Source organism: Anabaenopsis arnoldii (genome assembly GCF_028331025.1).
In the GTDB taxonomy this organism is placed as follows: Bacteria; Cyanobacteriota; Cyanobacteriia; order Cyanobacteriales; family Nostocaceae; genus Anabaenopsis; species Anabaenopsis arnoldii.
This window is the reverse complement of sequence record NZ_JAQMUH010000196.1, coordinates 1-15,143: the sequence shown is the minus strand read 5'-3', so window position 1 is coordinate 15,143 and position 15,143 is coordinate 1. Positions and strand designations below refer to the sequence as shown.

The following is a 15,143-nucleotide window of genomic DNA, read 5'->3' as shown; positions in this document are numbered from 1 at the left end:
CTGAATTTCTCAAAGAAATTCAGTTACGGGAGTATGTCAGATTACCTATCTACCTGCAATGTGCTGTAAGTCCTGTTAACTGTGAGCAATTCCTTCTTGACGGGCTGCTTGTTGGACAGCAGCAGCAACAGCAGGAGCAACGCGTTTATCAAAGACTGAGGGGATAATATGTTCCCGATGCAAGTCTGAGGGTTTAACTAAAGATGCGATCGCACTAGCTGCTTCTAAATACATACTGGTAGTAATAGACCGGGCGCGACAATCTAAAGCACCACGAAATACCCCCGGAAAAGCCAAAACATTATTAATTTGATTCGGGTAGTCACTCCGACCGGTGGCCATCACAGCGACCAATTTACTTACTAGTTCTGGCTGAATTTCGGGAATGGGATTAGCCATAGCAAAAACAATGGGGTCTTTAGCCATTGCTTGCACCATTTCCACTGTCAATACACCCGGGGCGCTCACACCGATAAACACGTCTGCGCCCTGCACTGCACCTGCTAAAGTTCCCTGAGCCTTAACGGCAAATTCCTGCTTCTCTGGGGTCAAATCAGTGCGGTTAGTCGAGAGAATTCCTTTAGAGTCGCACATCCAAATTTTTTCGGCTCCAGCTTTGCGAAGTAACCGAGCGATGGCTACCCCAGCAGCTCCCGCACCATTAATCACAATGCGGATTTGTGCAATGGACTTGTTTACCAGTTTTAAAGCGTTAAACAAGGCTGCTAAGGTGACAATGGCTGTACCGTGTTGGTCATCATGAAACACCGGGATATCTAATTCTGCTCGTAATCTCTGTTCAATTTCAAAGCAACGAGGAGCAGCAATGTCCTCTAAATTAACACCACCAAAAACCGGCGCGAGGTTTTTCACCGTCCGCACAATTTCATCTGTATCTTGGGTATCAAGACAGATAGGAAAAGCATCAAGACCAGCGAATTCTTTAAACAGCATCGCTTTACCTTCCATCACTGGTAAAGCCGCAGATGGTCCGAGATTTCCCAAACCCAAAACTGCACTACCATCAGTCACAATAGCTACAGTATTTTGTTTGATAGTTAAATTGTAAACTTCTTCGGGAGCTTCGGCGATCGCAGTACAAATGCGACCTACTCCTGGGGTGTAGGCCATAGCTAAATCCGAAACACTCGTCAGGGGAATGCGACTGGTAATGCTAATTTTGCCCCCACGGTGCAGGTTAAATGTGCGATCGTAAACACTTAGCACCTGAATATCTGGTAATCCTTTCACGGCTTGCACAATAGTCTCAGCGTGTTCGGTACTAGCCGCATCTACAGTAATATCACGTATAGACTCATGGCGTGTTTGTTGGATTAAATCAATTTGTCCCAGATTACCACCGCTGATGGCGATGGCCTGGGTAATTGATGCTAACATTCCCACACGATTGGGAATTTGCAACCGGAGGGTAACACTAAAACTAGAATTAGGAGTTAGCTTTGTCATTGTGATTTTGGATTTTAAGTTTGATATTTTATATCGAATTGTCCGGAAATCGTAGCTAATTTTACCTCATTTAACCAATAATCCCACAGCTTCAAGCAGTGGGAGCACGAAGACAGCCGCCAAGTCTAGGATTATCCGCGCAATCTGACTATAGACTCTCCAAATAATTCAATAGGTCTGCCATTTCGTGAGCGCTAGGTTGAAATTTTGGCATTGGAGGTGTTTCGCCACTAATTACTTGGTGAATTAGCTGGGATGGTGATTTGCGCTTTGAAACCCCTTGTAAACTAGGTCCTACTAGTCCGTCCGCTTCTATTCCATGACAACCAGCACAGTTGATCTGAAAGATAGCATTTCCTTGAACTGGGTTTCCTTTGAGGGAAAGGACATTCTTCACATAAGGATCGGAAGCTCGAACCATTTGCACACCAAAAATGCCCAAAGGAGCTGCTAGTAGTATCGCCAGAGCTAACAAGGCGATCCACTGTATTTGAGTTTCGGGTTTGGTAATCTGGTTATCCAAAAAGTTTGCCGTAGAAGTCGAGGTTACTAAAAGTTTTGCATTTCCTACACATAGCTTAAAATTTCTTGATGGTGTCTGCAAGCACTAAATATAATTTTTTCCTGATGATTTATGGACTAAAAACATTGTCGAGGGCGGGATTCATCCTCAATTTGATAGAATGAACAGCAGCATCCTATATCTAACATTTGCTAACAGGAGATTTAAAGTGGTTGAACCCCTGCTCTCAGGTATTGTCCTTGGTCTGATTTTTGTCACCCTTTCCGGGCTATTTTACGCTGCCTATAGGCAATACAAGCGCCCCACCGAGTTGGGCGGTTAATATTTCTCAGTAGAGATGCGAGTAATCGCATCTCTATTTTTGTATTAATTTACTTATATTTTATAGTGGAACATATTTAAATAGCATATAATTTTAAAGGATTGCATTAAATTTAACATTTGTATAAAAAGTTAGCGCTGTATTACCGTAAACCTTTTGGCGGCAAATTTTCCAATTGCTAATGATTGGAGGCTTCCAACCTTGGGGATTGTGTTCTACAGCTATTTCACCATTCACAGCTAATAAATTGTCATCAGCGATCGCTGCTAAAACAGGCTCATATAATCCACTAGCATAAGGCGGATCAAAGTAAATCTTCTCAAATTGTTTCCCTGATAACTTTTTTAACTGGTGAATGACATCACCTCGCAAAACTTGCCATTTTTGTTCACTACGGCTCACCTGCTGCCAGTTTTGCTGAATGATGGCACAGGCTCGGCTAGATTTTTCGATTCCTACTACTAAACTGGCTCCTCTACACAAAGCTTCAGCACCCATGGAACCACTACCAGTACACACATCTAGCCAGCGACAATCTACAATTTCCCCTTGCCAAATGTTGAATACTGCCTCCCTGACCCGCGCACTCGTGGGTCTGGTAGCTTGCCCTGGTAAAGTTTTAATTTGGCGATTCCCGTAAATTCTCAGTGTCATTGTTCATAAGTCATAAGTCATAAGTCATAAGTCATAAGTCAACAGTCAAGGGAAAAATCATGACAAAGGACAAACAACAAACGACAAAATCTCAAAGTTACAGTTGGATTATGCAGCAATTTTTTCGCGGACTTGTGCAACAAAATTAGACAGGATTTGCAACCCGATATTAGAAGATTTTTCCGGGTGGAATTGCACTGCTGTCAGGTTTTCATGGGCGATGGCGGCTGTGATGGTCTGAGAACCGTGAGTCACAGTGGCTGCACGGACTTGGGGGTCACTGGGGTCAACATAGTAAGAATGAACGAAATATACCCAGGGACTGGCTGGTAAATGCTCCCACAAAAGGCTGTTTGGTTGGGTGAACTCTAGTTGGTTCCATCCCATATGAGGAATAGTAATCCCTGGTTCGGGTTGAAATCGGCGCACCTTTCCGGGGATAATTCCTAGCCCTGGTTGGGTTCCTTCCGCACTGGATTCAAATAAAATTTGCAATCCCAAACAGATACCTAAGAAGGGTTTACCAGACGAGATCGTATCTTTAATGGGTTGTTCTAAGCCGAGCGATCGCAGGTGTTGTACTGCGGGGTCAAATGCTCCCACCCCCGGTAATACAACTGCATCCGCCAGTTCCAAATCTTTAGCAGCATGAGTAATCTGAGGAGTTGCTCCTACTTTTTCTAAACCTTTGCAGACTGAGTGCAAATTTCCCATATCGTAATCTACGACTGCAATGACTGGCATTGACCTGCTCCTTGTAAGTTTATTATGGAGGGTGTTTCTATTCTAAATAATATTTCTTATGCGGAAAAGAATACTATTAACTTCTTTTGAGATTTGGTTGAGTGAGCAACAGTCAAATTCTTCTGATGATTTATTAATGGAAGTGATCAAAGTTCACGCCCTTCCTCATGATTTAAAATTTTTACGGCGTTTACCTGTGGATGCAGATCTGGCCAGTTCCCAAGTCAGGCAAAAAATTTCTCAACTCCAACCCAATTACATTATTTGTTGTGGTATGGCTGCTAGCCGGACAAAACTAAGTCTGGAAGCGGTTGCTAGCTGTGGGGAAAGTCTTTTGCAGACAACTGTTAATTTAGAGAAAATAGTAGCAGGTACAACAGTAGTTGAGATTAGCCACGACTGCGGTAAATTTGTTTGTGAGAGTCTTTACTATTCAGTTTTACATTACTTGTACCAAAATCAACTGGCAACACCATGTATTTTTGTCCATGTTCCAGCGTTAAATCCAGATAATTTGCCGGTCATATTGGCTGATTTCTTATTAATTATTCACAATTTGGCACTTTTATCAAGTCGTTAGCGTCTCTAAGGTCAATATTTCTCTGGTTTTTATGTTTGATTTTTTACTCAGTTCTATAATTGCCCAATCAACACCTAGTACCGCACCCGCGCCAGAAGCAATACAGCTTCAAGAAGTGCGTCCTTTACCAGGAAAACTGGATACTGTGCCTGTATTTAACAGCAATAGTCCAGAATTGGTATTAAACGAAGGAATTTTACTTTCTACTTTTCCCGCAGATGACAATAAAACGCCAGCAGCACATTTAAATTATCCGTTTCAAGGGCGATTTGATGTTTTTGCCCACCATGTTGCTAAGGCTGAACCACCAGAGGATTTACGATCGCTCTATCTGGGGATCATGTTGCATAACCCCGGAACTGAACCAGTAACAGTCAATATTTTGCAAGCAGCAAGTTATTTGAGTCAACCGGATGCACCATTTATTCAGTTACCATCTGTCAGTCAGAATATATTGGGTGATATTTTTGCCGGACCTGGCGATCGCGCTGTATCTGATATCTTAAGAGGAAGGCGGCAAGAAATTTTCCCACCCCAAATTGTCATTCCCCCAGGGGAAAATCAGATGTTATTAAATCTCCCTATTCCCGTCAAGGAACTGACACCACCTTTAAATGGCCGCTCTACCTTAATGCGGTTACACAGTACTGGCCAAGTTTATGCCGCTAGTATGGCTTTATTTGCGCGTCAAAATGAGGATGGTACTGAGGGTGAGCCTACTTTACAGGATTGGGAAAATTTACTCAAAAATGGAGAATTATCAACCCCACGCGATCGAGTCCCCACACCCCTAGAAGCAACTAAACAACCCCAAATTTATGGGCGTGTCGCCGGAGTGGCTCAAGGTTCTCAGTGGAAATCTTTAGTTTTAGATCATGCAGAAGCTAGATATTTGACAATTCCCAAAAGTGGGCAAGCATTTTCCTATCCTATAAGTAGTTTGCACGGCGGTACTTTAGGAACTACTCAAATTCAAGCAGCCCCCATGTTGGTGCGTTATCCTGATACCGCCTATCGCGCTCATGGCAACTATGGTATTCAATATAGTTTACATTTTCCCCTGCATAATAATACTGAAACTCATCAAACAGTTACTGTATCTCTACAAACGCCAATCAAAGAAGAGAATTTGCTAAAACAGGGCTTACGCTTCTTCACAACCACAGCACCCCAAGTATTCTTCCGGGGGTCAGTACGTTTACGTTATACAGATGACCGAGGTCACGCCAAAACTCAGTTTACCCATTTAGTCCAAAGGCGGGGTCAACCTGGAGAACCCTTGATATTATTGAATATGCCACCAGGCGATCGCAGATTGGTAGAAGTAGACTTGATCTATCCCCCAGATGCTACACCGCCCCAGGTATTAACGATATCAACTCAATAGACATCTCTTGACACTCCCACGGATAGAAGCACGTGGGATTCTTGCTTCACCCAGCCAACTGATCGAGAAAAGTTTCCTCATCTAAGCACCTGTGGGCAATGTATAATCTGGACGTAGTTTGCTCCTTACCAATACAGATGCAAGAAAATTTTCTCACTGCTGTTTTTCTGCCCCTAGCTTTATTTATTATTATGTTGGGCATGGGATTATCTTTGACCATAGAGGACTTCCGGCGAGTTGTTATCTATCCTAAATCAGTGCTAATTGGCTTAGTTGCACAGTTAATTATTTTACCAATTGTCGGTTTTGGCATCGCGTCACTGTTTCCCCTGGAGCCAGCATTAGCCGTAGGTATAATGATTTTAGTAGCTTGCCCCGGTGGACCTACTTCTAACATGATTACACTCTTGGCCGGGGGAGATGTTGCTTTGTCCGTTACTCTCACAGCCATGAGTAGTTTAATTACGGTTTTTACTATTCCTCTGGTAGTGAATTTTTCAATGCAAGCATTTTTGGGAACGGGGACAACGCTACAGTTACCTTTTATCAATACTGTTTTGCAAATTGCAGTCATTACCCTTTTACCTATATCAATGGGAATGTTAATCAATCGCTATGCACCCGGAATAGCTACAAAAGCAGATAAACGGGTAAAGTGGCTGTCTTTATTTTTCCTGGCCCTGGTGATTACTGGGGTGCTGTTGCGGGAAAGAAATAATTTTATTTCCTATGTGATTGACGTGGGTTGGGTGACTCTGGTTTTAAATGTGCTAACAATGGCTTTGGGTTTTACCATCGCTACTTTAACCCAATTAGGTGAAAAAAGCGCTATAGCAATTACAGTGGAAGTAGGGATTCAAAGCGGAACTCTAGCGATCGCGATCGCCTCTTCCCCCACATTACTGAATAACCCCAGAATGGCTATTCCCGCGGCTATTTATAGTCTGCTGATGTTTGTCACTGGTATTGGGTTTGCGTCCTGGGTCAGTCGAAAACAAAAAATCATCTCAAAATAATGTCTTGGATAGAATTAAAAGTGAATACAACCCATGAGGGCGTAGATTGGTTTTGTACTCTCATAAGTGAAAGTATTGATATTAATAATATTTACATTAGTGAATATACCGAAGCAACTGCGGCTAATTCCCATTGGAGATTGACAATTCGCTTATATTTACCCTACGATTTCAGCGGGCGAGTAGGTTTAGAAAATATTGAGAATCTGCTTTACCCTTTGTATCGCACTGGAATGACCACAGCCATTGAGACTACTTTGGTTGAAAAAAAAATCACAGATGGGCCACAAGCACCTCTACATCAAATAGGCGATAAATTTATCATAGTTACTTCCAACACACCCCCTCAGTCTGAGATACCAGAGAAAATTCCCCTGAAAATACAGAAAACCCTCGCCTTCGGTAGCGGTTTGCATCCCACAACCATTCTCAGTCTCCGACTGCTAGAACGATACACAACCCCTCAAATGCAGGTGCTAGACTTTGGGTCAGGTTCAGGGATTTTGAGCGTAGCTATGGCGAAACTGGGAGCTAATGTCTTAGCTTTAGACAATGACAGCATAGCTGTACAAGCAACTCAGGAAACAGTAATTCTCAATGAAGTAGAGCAACAAGTCAAGGTAGTGTCCGGTAGTCTAGGGTGTGGCTGTCAACTAGGCCATTGGATGGGTGGAAACACTGTACATGATGGGTCACCAATTGCAGTAAAACAGACATTTGACCTAATAGTTGCCAATATTTTCGCACGGGTACATATTGCCCTTGCAGATGATTTTAGGCGATCGCTACGTCAGACTGAAACCCCAGCTGGGCTACTAATTACATCGGGGTTCACCACAGATCATGAAGAAAACGTTACCAAAGCCTTAAATACAGCCGGCTTTGAAGTGATAGACTGTGAACGATTAAACGAATGGGTCGCCCTTACCCACCAATATAATGCCTAATTCGTCCACTAGTTGCTCCAGTCTTGTTTCGGTAATTCAGACGGGTCTATCTATCTTGGAGAAGTTCCGCCCGAACGCCCCTACCTATCAAAGCTCAAAACTTAAACTGCTGTAGATGACTCCGGGGATTATAGGTACGTATAGCCCGAATTTTCTCATAGTATTCTCGTTCTTGTGAACTGAGATCCTTGGGAGGAACAATCGCCACTTTTACCAACTGATCACCACGTCCCCCCTTAGCTAAAGGCCAACCTTTCCCCCGCAACCGCAGGGATTGACCAGAACGGACTCCCGCAGGTAACTTGACATTTACAGAACCATCGGGAGTGGGGACATCTATTGAGGCTCCCAAGGTGGCTTCATCAGGGGTGATGGGAACTTCACACAGGAGATTATCACCTTCAAATTGGAAGAAAGAATGTGGTTGAAGTTCAACCTTTAAATATAAATCGCCCCGTTGTTGAGTCATGGGGTTCAATTGACCTTTACCCCGCACCCGTAGGCGAGTCCCAGTTTTAGCACCCGATGGGATGCGAACTTCAATAGTTTCGTTACCTAAACTAAAGCGTTTCTGCACACCAGTGAAGGCCTCGGCAAAAGTTAAAGTAATTGCAGCTTCTGAATCTTGACCTCCACCCCTACCAACATCTTGAAAACCAAAATCATTAAAGCCACCATAACCGCTGGGTCTGCCCGTGGAAGTACGATAAGAGTAGCCAGGCCTTCCACCACGGGGGCTAGGTCCACCAAAACGCCCTAATAAGTCGTTGACAAATTCATCAAAACTCCCGTACTGACTGAAGTCAACACCACCCATATCCACACCAGCACCGCCGCTAGGGAAACCTTCCCCCACTTGTTTCCAGTATTGACCAAATTGGTCGTACTTCTTGCGCTTATCAACATCTGACAAAACTTCGTAGGCTTCATTGACTTCTTTAAACTTGGCCTCTGCTTGCTTGTTACCTGGGTTGACATCAGGGTGATATTTACGAGCTAATTTCCGAAAAGCTTGTTTAATTTCTTCTGGACTGGCGGTTTTACTGATTCCCAAAATTGCGTAATAGTCTTTGAAATCGGTTGCAGCCATCTACCAGCCTCCTATAAAGTATTTTTTTTATGTTTTTTTCGTAAAGTGTGAAATTGGTTTTTTGCTGGGGAAAATCCCCAAGATAAAAAACTCTGATTTTAAATTAACAGACATTAAGGCAATTCAAGTGTGGTTCCCGCTCACTCCAGCGGCGCAATTTCCGTACTCTCTGCTTTTAGACAAAATAAATCAGCCGGTCTATTCCTTCTTCTAGACTAGGGGGCGCATCCCGGATTTGACGATACATTCTGAAAATGATTTCTTCGGGAACTTGACGCTGACGCTTTTGATTGCGTGCTAAACACAGCCAAACAGGGGTTCTCACCCATAATCCTGTAATGTGGGTAAAACCGACCCCCCGGGCTAAAGCGATGATTTCACCGCGCTGGCGTCTTCGAGCGTTGGTAGCATCGAAGATAGTTGTCTGATTGGCGGTTACTGCTTGTTGGAATTGCCGTTCTATTTCTCCCCAAATCAGCGGCCACGGACCCTGAGTTGCTTCCGAACCAAAAAGTTGCCCCCGAATCGCATCCGTTGAAATCAGCTGCATCTGGGGGCTTTGTGCCATTAATTGTTGCGCTAAAGTTGACTTTCCACTACCAGGAAGACCAATTAGTACAAATATTTGTGTCACTTTTTCTGCATCCGTTGTCAGTGGTCAATTAGTATTGAGTAATTATTTATGACCCATGACTAATGACCAATGACCAATCACTAAATTATTGTTCCGTCGGGAATTACAGCATTTTTCATCACTACAATAATGCCACTGCGGATGTAAAAGCCTTGATTTTCCCGTTCTGCTTCTTGCACGTTATCTTTATTGATGATTTTTACATCATGACCGATACGGGCATTCTTATCAACGATAGCACGGCGAATAATCGTGTCTGTGCCAATACCTACGGGAATGTTTCCTTTATCTAAGTTACATTGACGTTCTACAAAAGGTTGATAAAAGTCTGCCCCCATGAGGAGAGATTCTTCGATTACACAGCCAGATTCAATGCGCGATCGCACTCCTAAAACTGAATGCTGAATCCGACAATCTTTGAGAATACAACCCTCGCCAATAATCGACTCTGTGACTGTGCAATTTAACAGTTTACTTGGGGGTAAATAACGAGCGCGAGTGTAAATTGGTGCTTCTTCATCGTAGAAGCTAAACGGTGGTAAAGGTTGTTTAGTTAATGCTAAATTGGCATGATAAAAAGCATCAATTGTACCAATATCTTCCCAGTAATCATCAAATAAGTACGCTTGAACATTGTAATCTTTACTGGCATCAGGAATAATTTCTTTGCCGAAATCAGTCCTTTCCAAAGATTCTTTCAACAACTTGATCAGAACATCTTTTTTAAAGACATAAATCCCCATGGAGGCGATGTAGGGTTGTAATTGGGCTTGGTCTGGTGATAATCCCAGCACTGTAGTATCGACCTGCATCTTATCTAATGCTTCGCCCTTGGGCTTTTCGCTAAAGTCAATCACCCTACCGGACTGGTCGATTTTCATTAAACCAAAGTCCGAAGCCCGGCTTTTATCTATGGGGATAACTGAAAGGGTAATATCAGCATTGGTTTCTTTATGGCGCTGGATAAACTGGCGGTAATCCATGCGGTATAGATGGTCTCCGGAGAGAATCAAATAATCTTCCGCATCCCATTCTTCCAATTGCCATAGGTACTGACGCACAGCATCAGCGGTACCTTGGAACCAGTTGGGGTTTTCTGGGGTTTGCTGTGCCGCTAGTACTTCCACAAACCCCTCGTTGAAGCCAGTAAAATTATAGGTACGGGCTATATGGCGATTCAAGGAGGTTGAGTTAAATTGTGTCAGCACATAGATTTTGTAGATTTCTGAGTTTATACAATTACTGACAGGAATATCTATTAAACGATACTTTCCTGCCACGGGTACTGCTGGTTTGGCACGTAGTTTCGTTAGGGGATAAAGACGAGTCCCCGCACCACCACCGAGAATGATTGCTAATACTTTTTTCACAGAGTTTCTCCCGACTGCCTTTTTAATATCACCTTAAGTTTAGGACTGTGTGAGACTGCTGGTAAGGGGGGATCACAGATTCATAATTAGTTAAGTTGACACAATTCTCTTGGTAATGAATGAATTACTTAGTATATATGTATGCAATATTACTATTATTACTTAATCCTGGTAATATTGCTGTGATTGATTGCATACTCAAAAACTCTTAAAAACAAGGTTTTATTTTCTCTCAGCGTAGATAAATATTGATAAATTATGACACATTCAATTGACACTCAATTCAGTGTTATAAGTTATTCAAATTCTTTATGCTGAGGCGATACAAGTATCTTACATTACAGAATAAAGCCAGTAACTATAGTTGCTCCCACAACAGTTTCATGGTATTTGGTCAAAGTTTTAAAAGGGCTGGCAATTTTTGATCCAACCTACAATCAAACTATCAAATTTTTGCCTGGTCATTACCTATCATTGGAGAGAAAGCGTCAAGTATAAAAAAATAATTCATGGAAATTCAAACACCAGACTGGGTTAAGCACGCTGTTTTTTACCAAATCTTTCCAGACCGCTTCGCCAGAAGCAAACAGTCTCACAAAGGACTGTTGCATAATCCCCGTTGGGAAGCTTGGGAAGCTATCCCCACACTCCAGGGTTACAAAGGTGGTGACCTATGGGGGATTATTGAGCAGTTAGACTATATCCAGGATTTAGGAATTAACGCTATTTATTTTACTCCCATTTTTCAATCAGCCAGTAATCACCGCTATCATACCCACGATTATTATCAGGTTGATCCATTGTTGGGGGGTAATCAAGCATTTAAGGAACTACTAGAGGCGGCTCATCAACGGAATATTAAAGTTGTGCTGGATGGGGTGTTTAACCATGCTAGTCGGGGGTTTTTCTTTTTCCACGATATTTTAGAAAATGGTCCTCATTCCCCTTGGGTGGATTGGTTCAAAATTACAGATTGGCCCCTGGCGGCTTATACAGGAGATTTACCGGCAAATTACGAGAGTTGGGCTGGTAATCGGGCTTTGCCCCAGTTTAATCATGATAATCCTGAAGTACGGGAATACATCATGGAAATTGGCGAATACTGGCTGAGATTCGGGATTGATGGTTGGCGTTTAGATGTACCATTTGAAATCAAAACACCAGGGTTTTGGCAAGAATTCCGCCATCGCATCAAAGCCATTAATCCCCAAGCTTATATTGTCGGGGAAGTTTGGGGAGATTCCCGTCAATGGCTCGATGGTACCCAATTTGATGGCGTGATGAATTACCTATTCGCCGCCCCGACCATTGCCTTTACCGCGGGCGATCGCGTAGTTTTAGAACAGGTACAAAGCCGCGACTATCAACCCTACCCACCCTTATTTGCTGCTGAATACGGGAGCAAAATCCAGGAATTACTCCAACTTTACCCTTGGGAAATTCAACTCACCCAACTTAATTTATTAGGTAGTCATGATACAGCCAGATTAATTACCATTGCAGGCGGCGACCAAGCTACTCTGGAATTAGCAACTTTACTATTACTCACCTTTCCTGGTGCGCCTAGTATCTATTATGGTGACGAAGTGGGTTTACCCGGAGGTATTGACCCTGACTCAAGACGTGGTTTTCCCTTAGAAGCTGATTGGAATCAACAAATCCTCAACATTCACCGCCAATTAATTACTTTACGCCACAAACACCCAGCCTTACGCACGGGGGACTACCAAGTTATCTTCGCCCAGGGAGAACTGTACATTTTTGCCCGGACTTTAGACACAGACAAACTCATGATTGCTGTTAACGCAGGGACTGCAAAGACAACGGCAAAATTAGATATTACCAGGTTACCGACTCAACCCAACCAGGTTGTATATGGTGCGGCGGCATTTGAGTGGTGTGGTGAGCAGTTTTCCTTAACTGTTCCTGGACGCACTGGCTGCATTCTGGGTTAAGTTCCCGCAACCATTGAGGTTACTGGTAATTCAACTCTTAAAATCCCAACCAGTGAACTGTTAGTACTGCTAAACTGGGTAATGACCTCATGAACCACTGACTATGCTAAAGCGTTCCAAGTTCGAGACTACCCAGTCTCAAATCATGTACCGTGCTGAAGATTTGATTAGTGCGGCTTCCAATCGCTACCGCATTACAGTTCAGGTGGCAAACCGTGCCAAGCGTCGGCGTTATGAAGATTTTGACAGCCCATCGGATGATATCATGATGAAGCCAGTACTGAGGGCAATTATTGAAATGTCCGATGAACTGACCCAGGAAGATATCATTGGCGATGAGAAATCAGGATATTAATCTTATCTTGACATTCCCCGGTCTGATAGCTGACATGGCGTGGCCATAGACCCGGGGATTTTCAAAACACTTAATCTATGGAACATCTGATTAAAAGCGGTGCTGGTTGGCGAATTGGCTGGAAGCCCAACGCAGCCACATTCAAAGGATTAGTAGGTACAGATGATTGGGCAATAGAATTAACCGAAGCCGAGTTAAATGATTTTTACCGACTATTGGCACAGCTAGCGGACACAATGAAACAACTGGCGGCGGAATTAATGGATGAAGAGAAAATTGCCTGTGAAGCCGAAAGTGATTTATTATGGATGGAGGTAGAAGGCTATCCCCATAGCTATAGTTTACGCCTCATCCTGAATACAGGACGGGGTGTAGAAGGTAAATGGGATAGTGTCGCCGTGCCGGAGTTATTGCAAGCAGCTGGGATGCTAAAAGTTTTTTAAATTCACCCCTTGATTATTCCAGAGATTTGCAGTAGAATGATAATTCTGAATCGGGGCGTAGCGCAGCTTGGTAGCGCGCCACTTTGGGGTAGTGGAGGTCGTGGGTTCGAATCCCGCCGCTCCGATAAACACAAGACCTAACCTGCTAGTTTTTGATTAAAGATTGGCAGGTTTTTTAATAGGTAGCTGGGCTCATACATTAGTCAAGATGTGGCGGTGGATGAGGGCGCGATCTACTAAAGACTGAATTTGCTCAGATGATAGGCGAATGCCATTGTGATAATGTTGTAGCCAAGTTGTAGTAATGACCTTGGGGTCATCTGGTAAAGTGGCTAAATCCCACCCTGGGATGTCTAATTCTTCCATGAGACGATTGACTTTTGGGTCATAACTCAGAGCAAAACAACGACAACCTTCAGCCGCAGCCATGATTAAGCTGTGTAGACGCATCCCAATAGCCATGTCCACACCTTGATAAACACCTTTTAATAATTGCGGATCTTCTAAAAGCAGAATTTGGCTCACATCTGGTAATTGGGGTTGAATGGCTCTTGCAATTGGTAAATCTTCACTCTTGTGAAATGGCAACAGTAAAATAAAGGCTTGGGTAGCTTTTTGAAACTCGACTAAAGCGCGAGTCAAGTTAGCCAAACGTTTTTCTGTGAGTTGGGGGTGGTTTCTTAAAGTTACAGCCACTCTCGGCCCTGGTAAATCCTCAAGCCCTGGTACTGGCTTACTTTGCAAAGCCCACACCGGGTCAGGGGCGACTAAACAGGGAATTTGCCAATCTCCTAATAACGCACCACTAGCGCGATCGCGCACAGTAACTGTGTTACAATGTCCGAAGGAGTATTCTGCTAACCAGCGAGTTTGTGGACGTAGTAACGGTCCTATACCTTGCGCCCAAGCAACAGTTTTTAAACCCATTTTCTGAGCCAATACCATTAAGCCCCCATAATAAAATGGACTCATGGTACTGGTGACATCTTGAATTAAACTCCCCCCGCCCCAAATGAAAATATCACTGGAACGGAGGGCTTGCAATACAGGCGCAACAGCCATGCGATTGTGAGATTCTACGTGATAACGATGGCGGGTTTCCTCTGGATTGCCAGAAAGCACCACGGGTGTAACATGAGGTGGTAACATTTGCACAAGGGTAGCCAATAAAGCCTCGTCACCACCATTACCTTTACCATAATACCCAGACAACAACGCCCGCATCTTTGCCATTGGAAATTGATAACTTTCACCTCTTCTTAAGTTAGCATTAGCAGCGGCTCTTACCCCAGTAGCAAGTCCGAGATGAAAGCGTTGATTTCGGCTCCCGTGTTTCTCTGTCCTGTGAGTTCACTGGTAAATAGATTAAAGGTAGTTTGCAGAATCGCATTGACGTTAGGATTATTCCTGAGTAACAATCCTTGACGAATCAAGAAAATATCCCCTCCTGTAACTTGACCATTACTATCAACGTCAAAATCTAAGTTGTTGACCCCATCGGCGATCGCACTCCTCAAAGCTGCACCTGTGGTGTTTGTGGCTCCCACGGTTTCAGTGCTAAAGAGATTAAAGGAAGTTTGGAGAATCGCATCGACGTTAGGATTATTCCGTAACAGCAGATATTGGTCAATGAACAATAAATCAGCACCGGTCACC

General features: G+C 43.5%; 17 protein-coding genes and 1 tRNA gene. 9 read left to right on the top strand and 9 right to left on the bottom strand.

Going from position 1 to position 15,143, the window contains the following annotated elements; all coding sequences use genetic code 11:
* Positions 1-75: 75 nt before the first annotated feature.
* Together PN457_RS18120 and PN457_RS18115 are read right to left on the bottom strand one after the other, a co-directional pair.
* The gene (locus PN457_RS18120; RefSeq protein ID WP_271734998.1) at positions 76-1,467 is read right to left on the bottom strand and encodes a malic enzyme-like NAD(P)-binding protein; all 1,392 of its coding nucleotides are present in this window, start codon (positions 1,465-1,467) and stop codon (positions 76-78) included.
* A gap of 148 nt (positions 1,468-1,615) precedes the next feature.
* Entirely contained in the window at positions 1,616-1,990 is a 375-nt protein-coding gene (locus tag PN457_RS18115; RefSeq protein WP_271734997.1) for a c-type cytochrome, read from the bottom strand.
* A gap of 208 nt (positions 1,991-2,198) precedes the next feature.
* Here PN457_RS18115 and petG point away from each other — a divergent pair, with 208 nt between their 5' ends.
* Positions 2,199-2,312, top strand: coding sequence for a cytochrome b6-f complex subunit V (gene petG / locus PN457_RS18110; RefSeq protein WP_200320785.1), 114 nt, complete (start codon positions 2,199-2,201; stop codon positions 2,310-2,312).
* 93 nt (positions 2,313-2,405) lie between these two features.
* Here the strand turns inward: petG and rsmD are convergent, their stop codons facing one another.
* Together rsmD and hisH are read right to left on the bottom strand one after the other, a co-directional pair.
* Entirely contained in the window at positions 2,406-2,966 is a 561-nt protein-coding gene (gene rsmD, locus PN457_RS18105) for a 16S rRNA (guanine(966)-N(2))-methyltransferase RsmD (protein ID WP_271734994.1), read from the bottom strand.
* Positions 2,967-3,074: 108 nt separating this feature from the next.
* The gene (hisH, locus tag PN457_RS18100) at positions 3,075-3,710 is read right to left on the bottom strand and encodes an imidazole glycerol phosphate synthase subunit HisH (RefSeq protein WP_271734992.1); all 636 of its coding nucleotides are present in this window, start codon (positions 3,708-3,710) and stop codon (positions 3,075-3,077) included.
* Between the two features lie 58 nt (positions 3,711-3,768).
* On the opposite strand from hisH, the gene PN457_RS18095 reads away from it, so the two are divergent.
* The 4 genes from PN457_RS18095 to PN457_RS18080 all read left to right on the top strand — a co-directional run bounded on the left by PN457_RS18095 (position 3,769) and on the right by PN457_RS18080 (position 7,640).
* Positions 3,769-4,290, top strand: a complete 522-nt coding sequence (locus PN457_RS18095) for a C15 family peptidase (RefSeq protein WP_271734991.1) — start codon at positions 3,769-3,771, stop codon at positions 4,288-4,290.
* Positions 4,291-4,321: 31 nt separating this feature from the next.
* Positions 4,322-5,677 (top strand): DUF3370 domain-containing protein, encoded by a 1,356-nt coding sequence (locus tag PN457_RS18090; protein WP_271734990.1) that lies wholly within the window; start codon positions 4,322-4,324, stop codon positions 5,675-5,677.
* A gap of 137 nt (positions 5,678-5,814) precedes the next feature.
* Complete coding sequence (locus tag PN457_RS18085; RefSeq protein WP_271734988.1) at positions 5,815-6,693, top strand: bile acid:sodium symporter family protein; 879 nt, start codon at positions 5,815-5,817, stop codon at positions 6,691-6,693.
* A complete protein-coding gene (locus PN457_RS18080) occupies positions 6,693-7,640 on the top strand; it encodes a 50S ribosomal protein L11 methyltransferase (protein ID WP_271734987.1) in 948 nt (315 codons plus the stop codon). The genes PN457_RS18085 and PN457_RS18080 overlap by 1 nt, the downstream gene beginning before the upstream one ends.
* A gap of 94 nt (positions 7,641-7,734) precedes the next feature.
* Here PN457_RS18080 and PN457_RS18075 read toward each other — a convergent pair whose 3' ends face one another.
* From PN457_RS18075 to PN457_RS18065, 3 genes are all read right to left on the bottom strand, one after another.
* A complete protein-coding gene (locus PN457_RS18075) occupies positions 7,735-8,730 on the bottom strand; it encodes a DnaJ C-terminal domain-containing protein (protein WP_271734986.1) in 996 nt (331 codons plus the stop codon).
* A 175-nt stretch (positions 8,731-8,905) separates the two neighbouring features.
* Positions 8,906-9,364, bottom strand: a complete 459-nt coding sequence (locus tag PN457_RS18070; RefSeq protein WP_271734985.1) for an AAA family ATPase — start codon at positions 9,362-9,364, stop codon at positions 8,906-8,908.
* Positions 9,365-9,444: 80 nt separating this feature from the next.
* On the bottom strand, positions 9,445-10,734 hold the full coding sequence (locus PN457_RS18065) for a glucose-1-phosphate adenylyltransferase (protein WP_271734984.1): 1,290 nt from the start codon (positions 10,732-10,734) through the stop codon (positions 9,445-9,447).
* Positions 10,735-11,243: 509 nt separating this feature from the next.
* Between PN457_RS18065 and PN457_RS18060 the strand changes: the two genes are divergently transcribed.
* From PN457_RS18060 to PN457_RS18045, 4 genes are all read left to right on the top strand, one after another.
* Complete coding sequence (locus PN457_RS18060; RefSeq protein ID WP_271734983.1) at positions 11,244-12,689, top strand: glycoside hydrolase family 13 protein; 1,446 nt, start codon at positions 11,244-11,246, stop codon at positions 12,687-12,689.
* 103 nt (positions 12,690-12,792) lie between these two features.
* Positions 12,793-13,044: a DNA-directed RNA polymerase subunit omega gene (locus PN457_RS18055; protein WP_271734981.1), complete on the top strand. Its 252-nt coding sequence runs from the start codon at positions 12,793-12,795 to the stop codon at positions 13,042-13,044.
* A gap of 77 nt (positions 13,045-13,121) precedes the next feature.
* Positions 13,122-13,487, top strand: a complete 366-nt coding sequence (locus PN457_RS18050; RefSeq protein ID WP_271734980.1) for a DUF1818 family protein — start codon at positions 13,122-13,124, stop codon at positions 13,485-13,487.
* 51 nt (positions 13,488-13,538) lie between these two features.
* A tRNA-Pro gene (locus PN457_RS18045) sits at positions 13,539-13,612 on the top strand.
* Positions 13,613-13,679: 67 nt separating this feature from the next.
* Here the strand turns inward: PN457_RS18045 and csaB are convergent.
* Positions 13,680-14,711 (bottom strand): polysaccharide pyruvyl transferase CsaB, encoded by a 1,032-nt coding sequence (gene csaB / locus PN457_RS18040; protein WP_271735032.1) that lies wholly within the window; start codon positions 14,709-14,711, stop codon positions 13,680-13,682.
* A 59-nt stretch (positions 14,712-14,770) separates the two neighbouring features.
* Positions 14,771-15,143, bottom strand: a 373-nt coding sequence (locus PN457_RS18035; RefSeq protein ID WP_271734979.1) for a hypothetical protein, incomplete at its 5' end; no start/stop codon positions are given.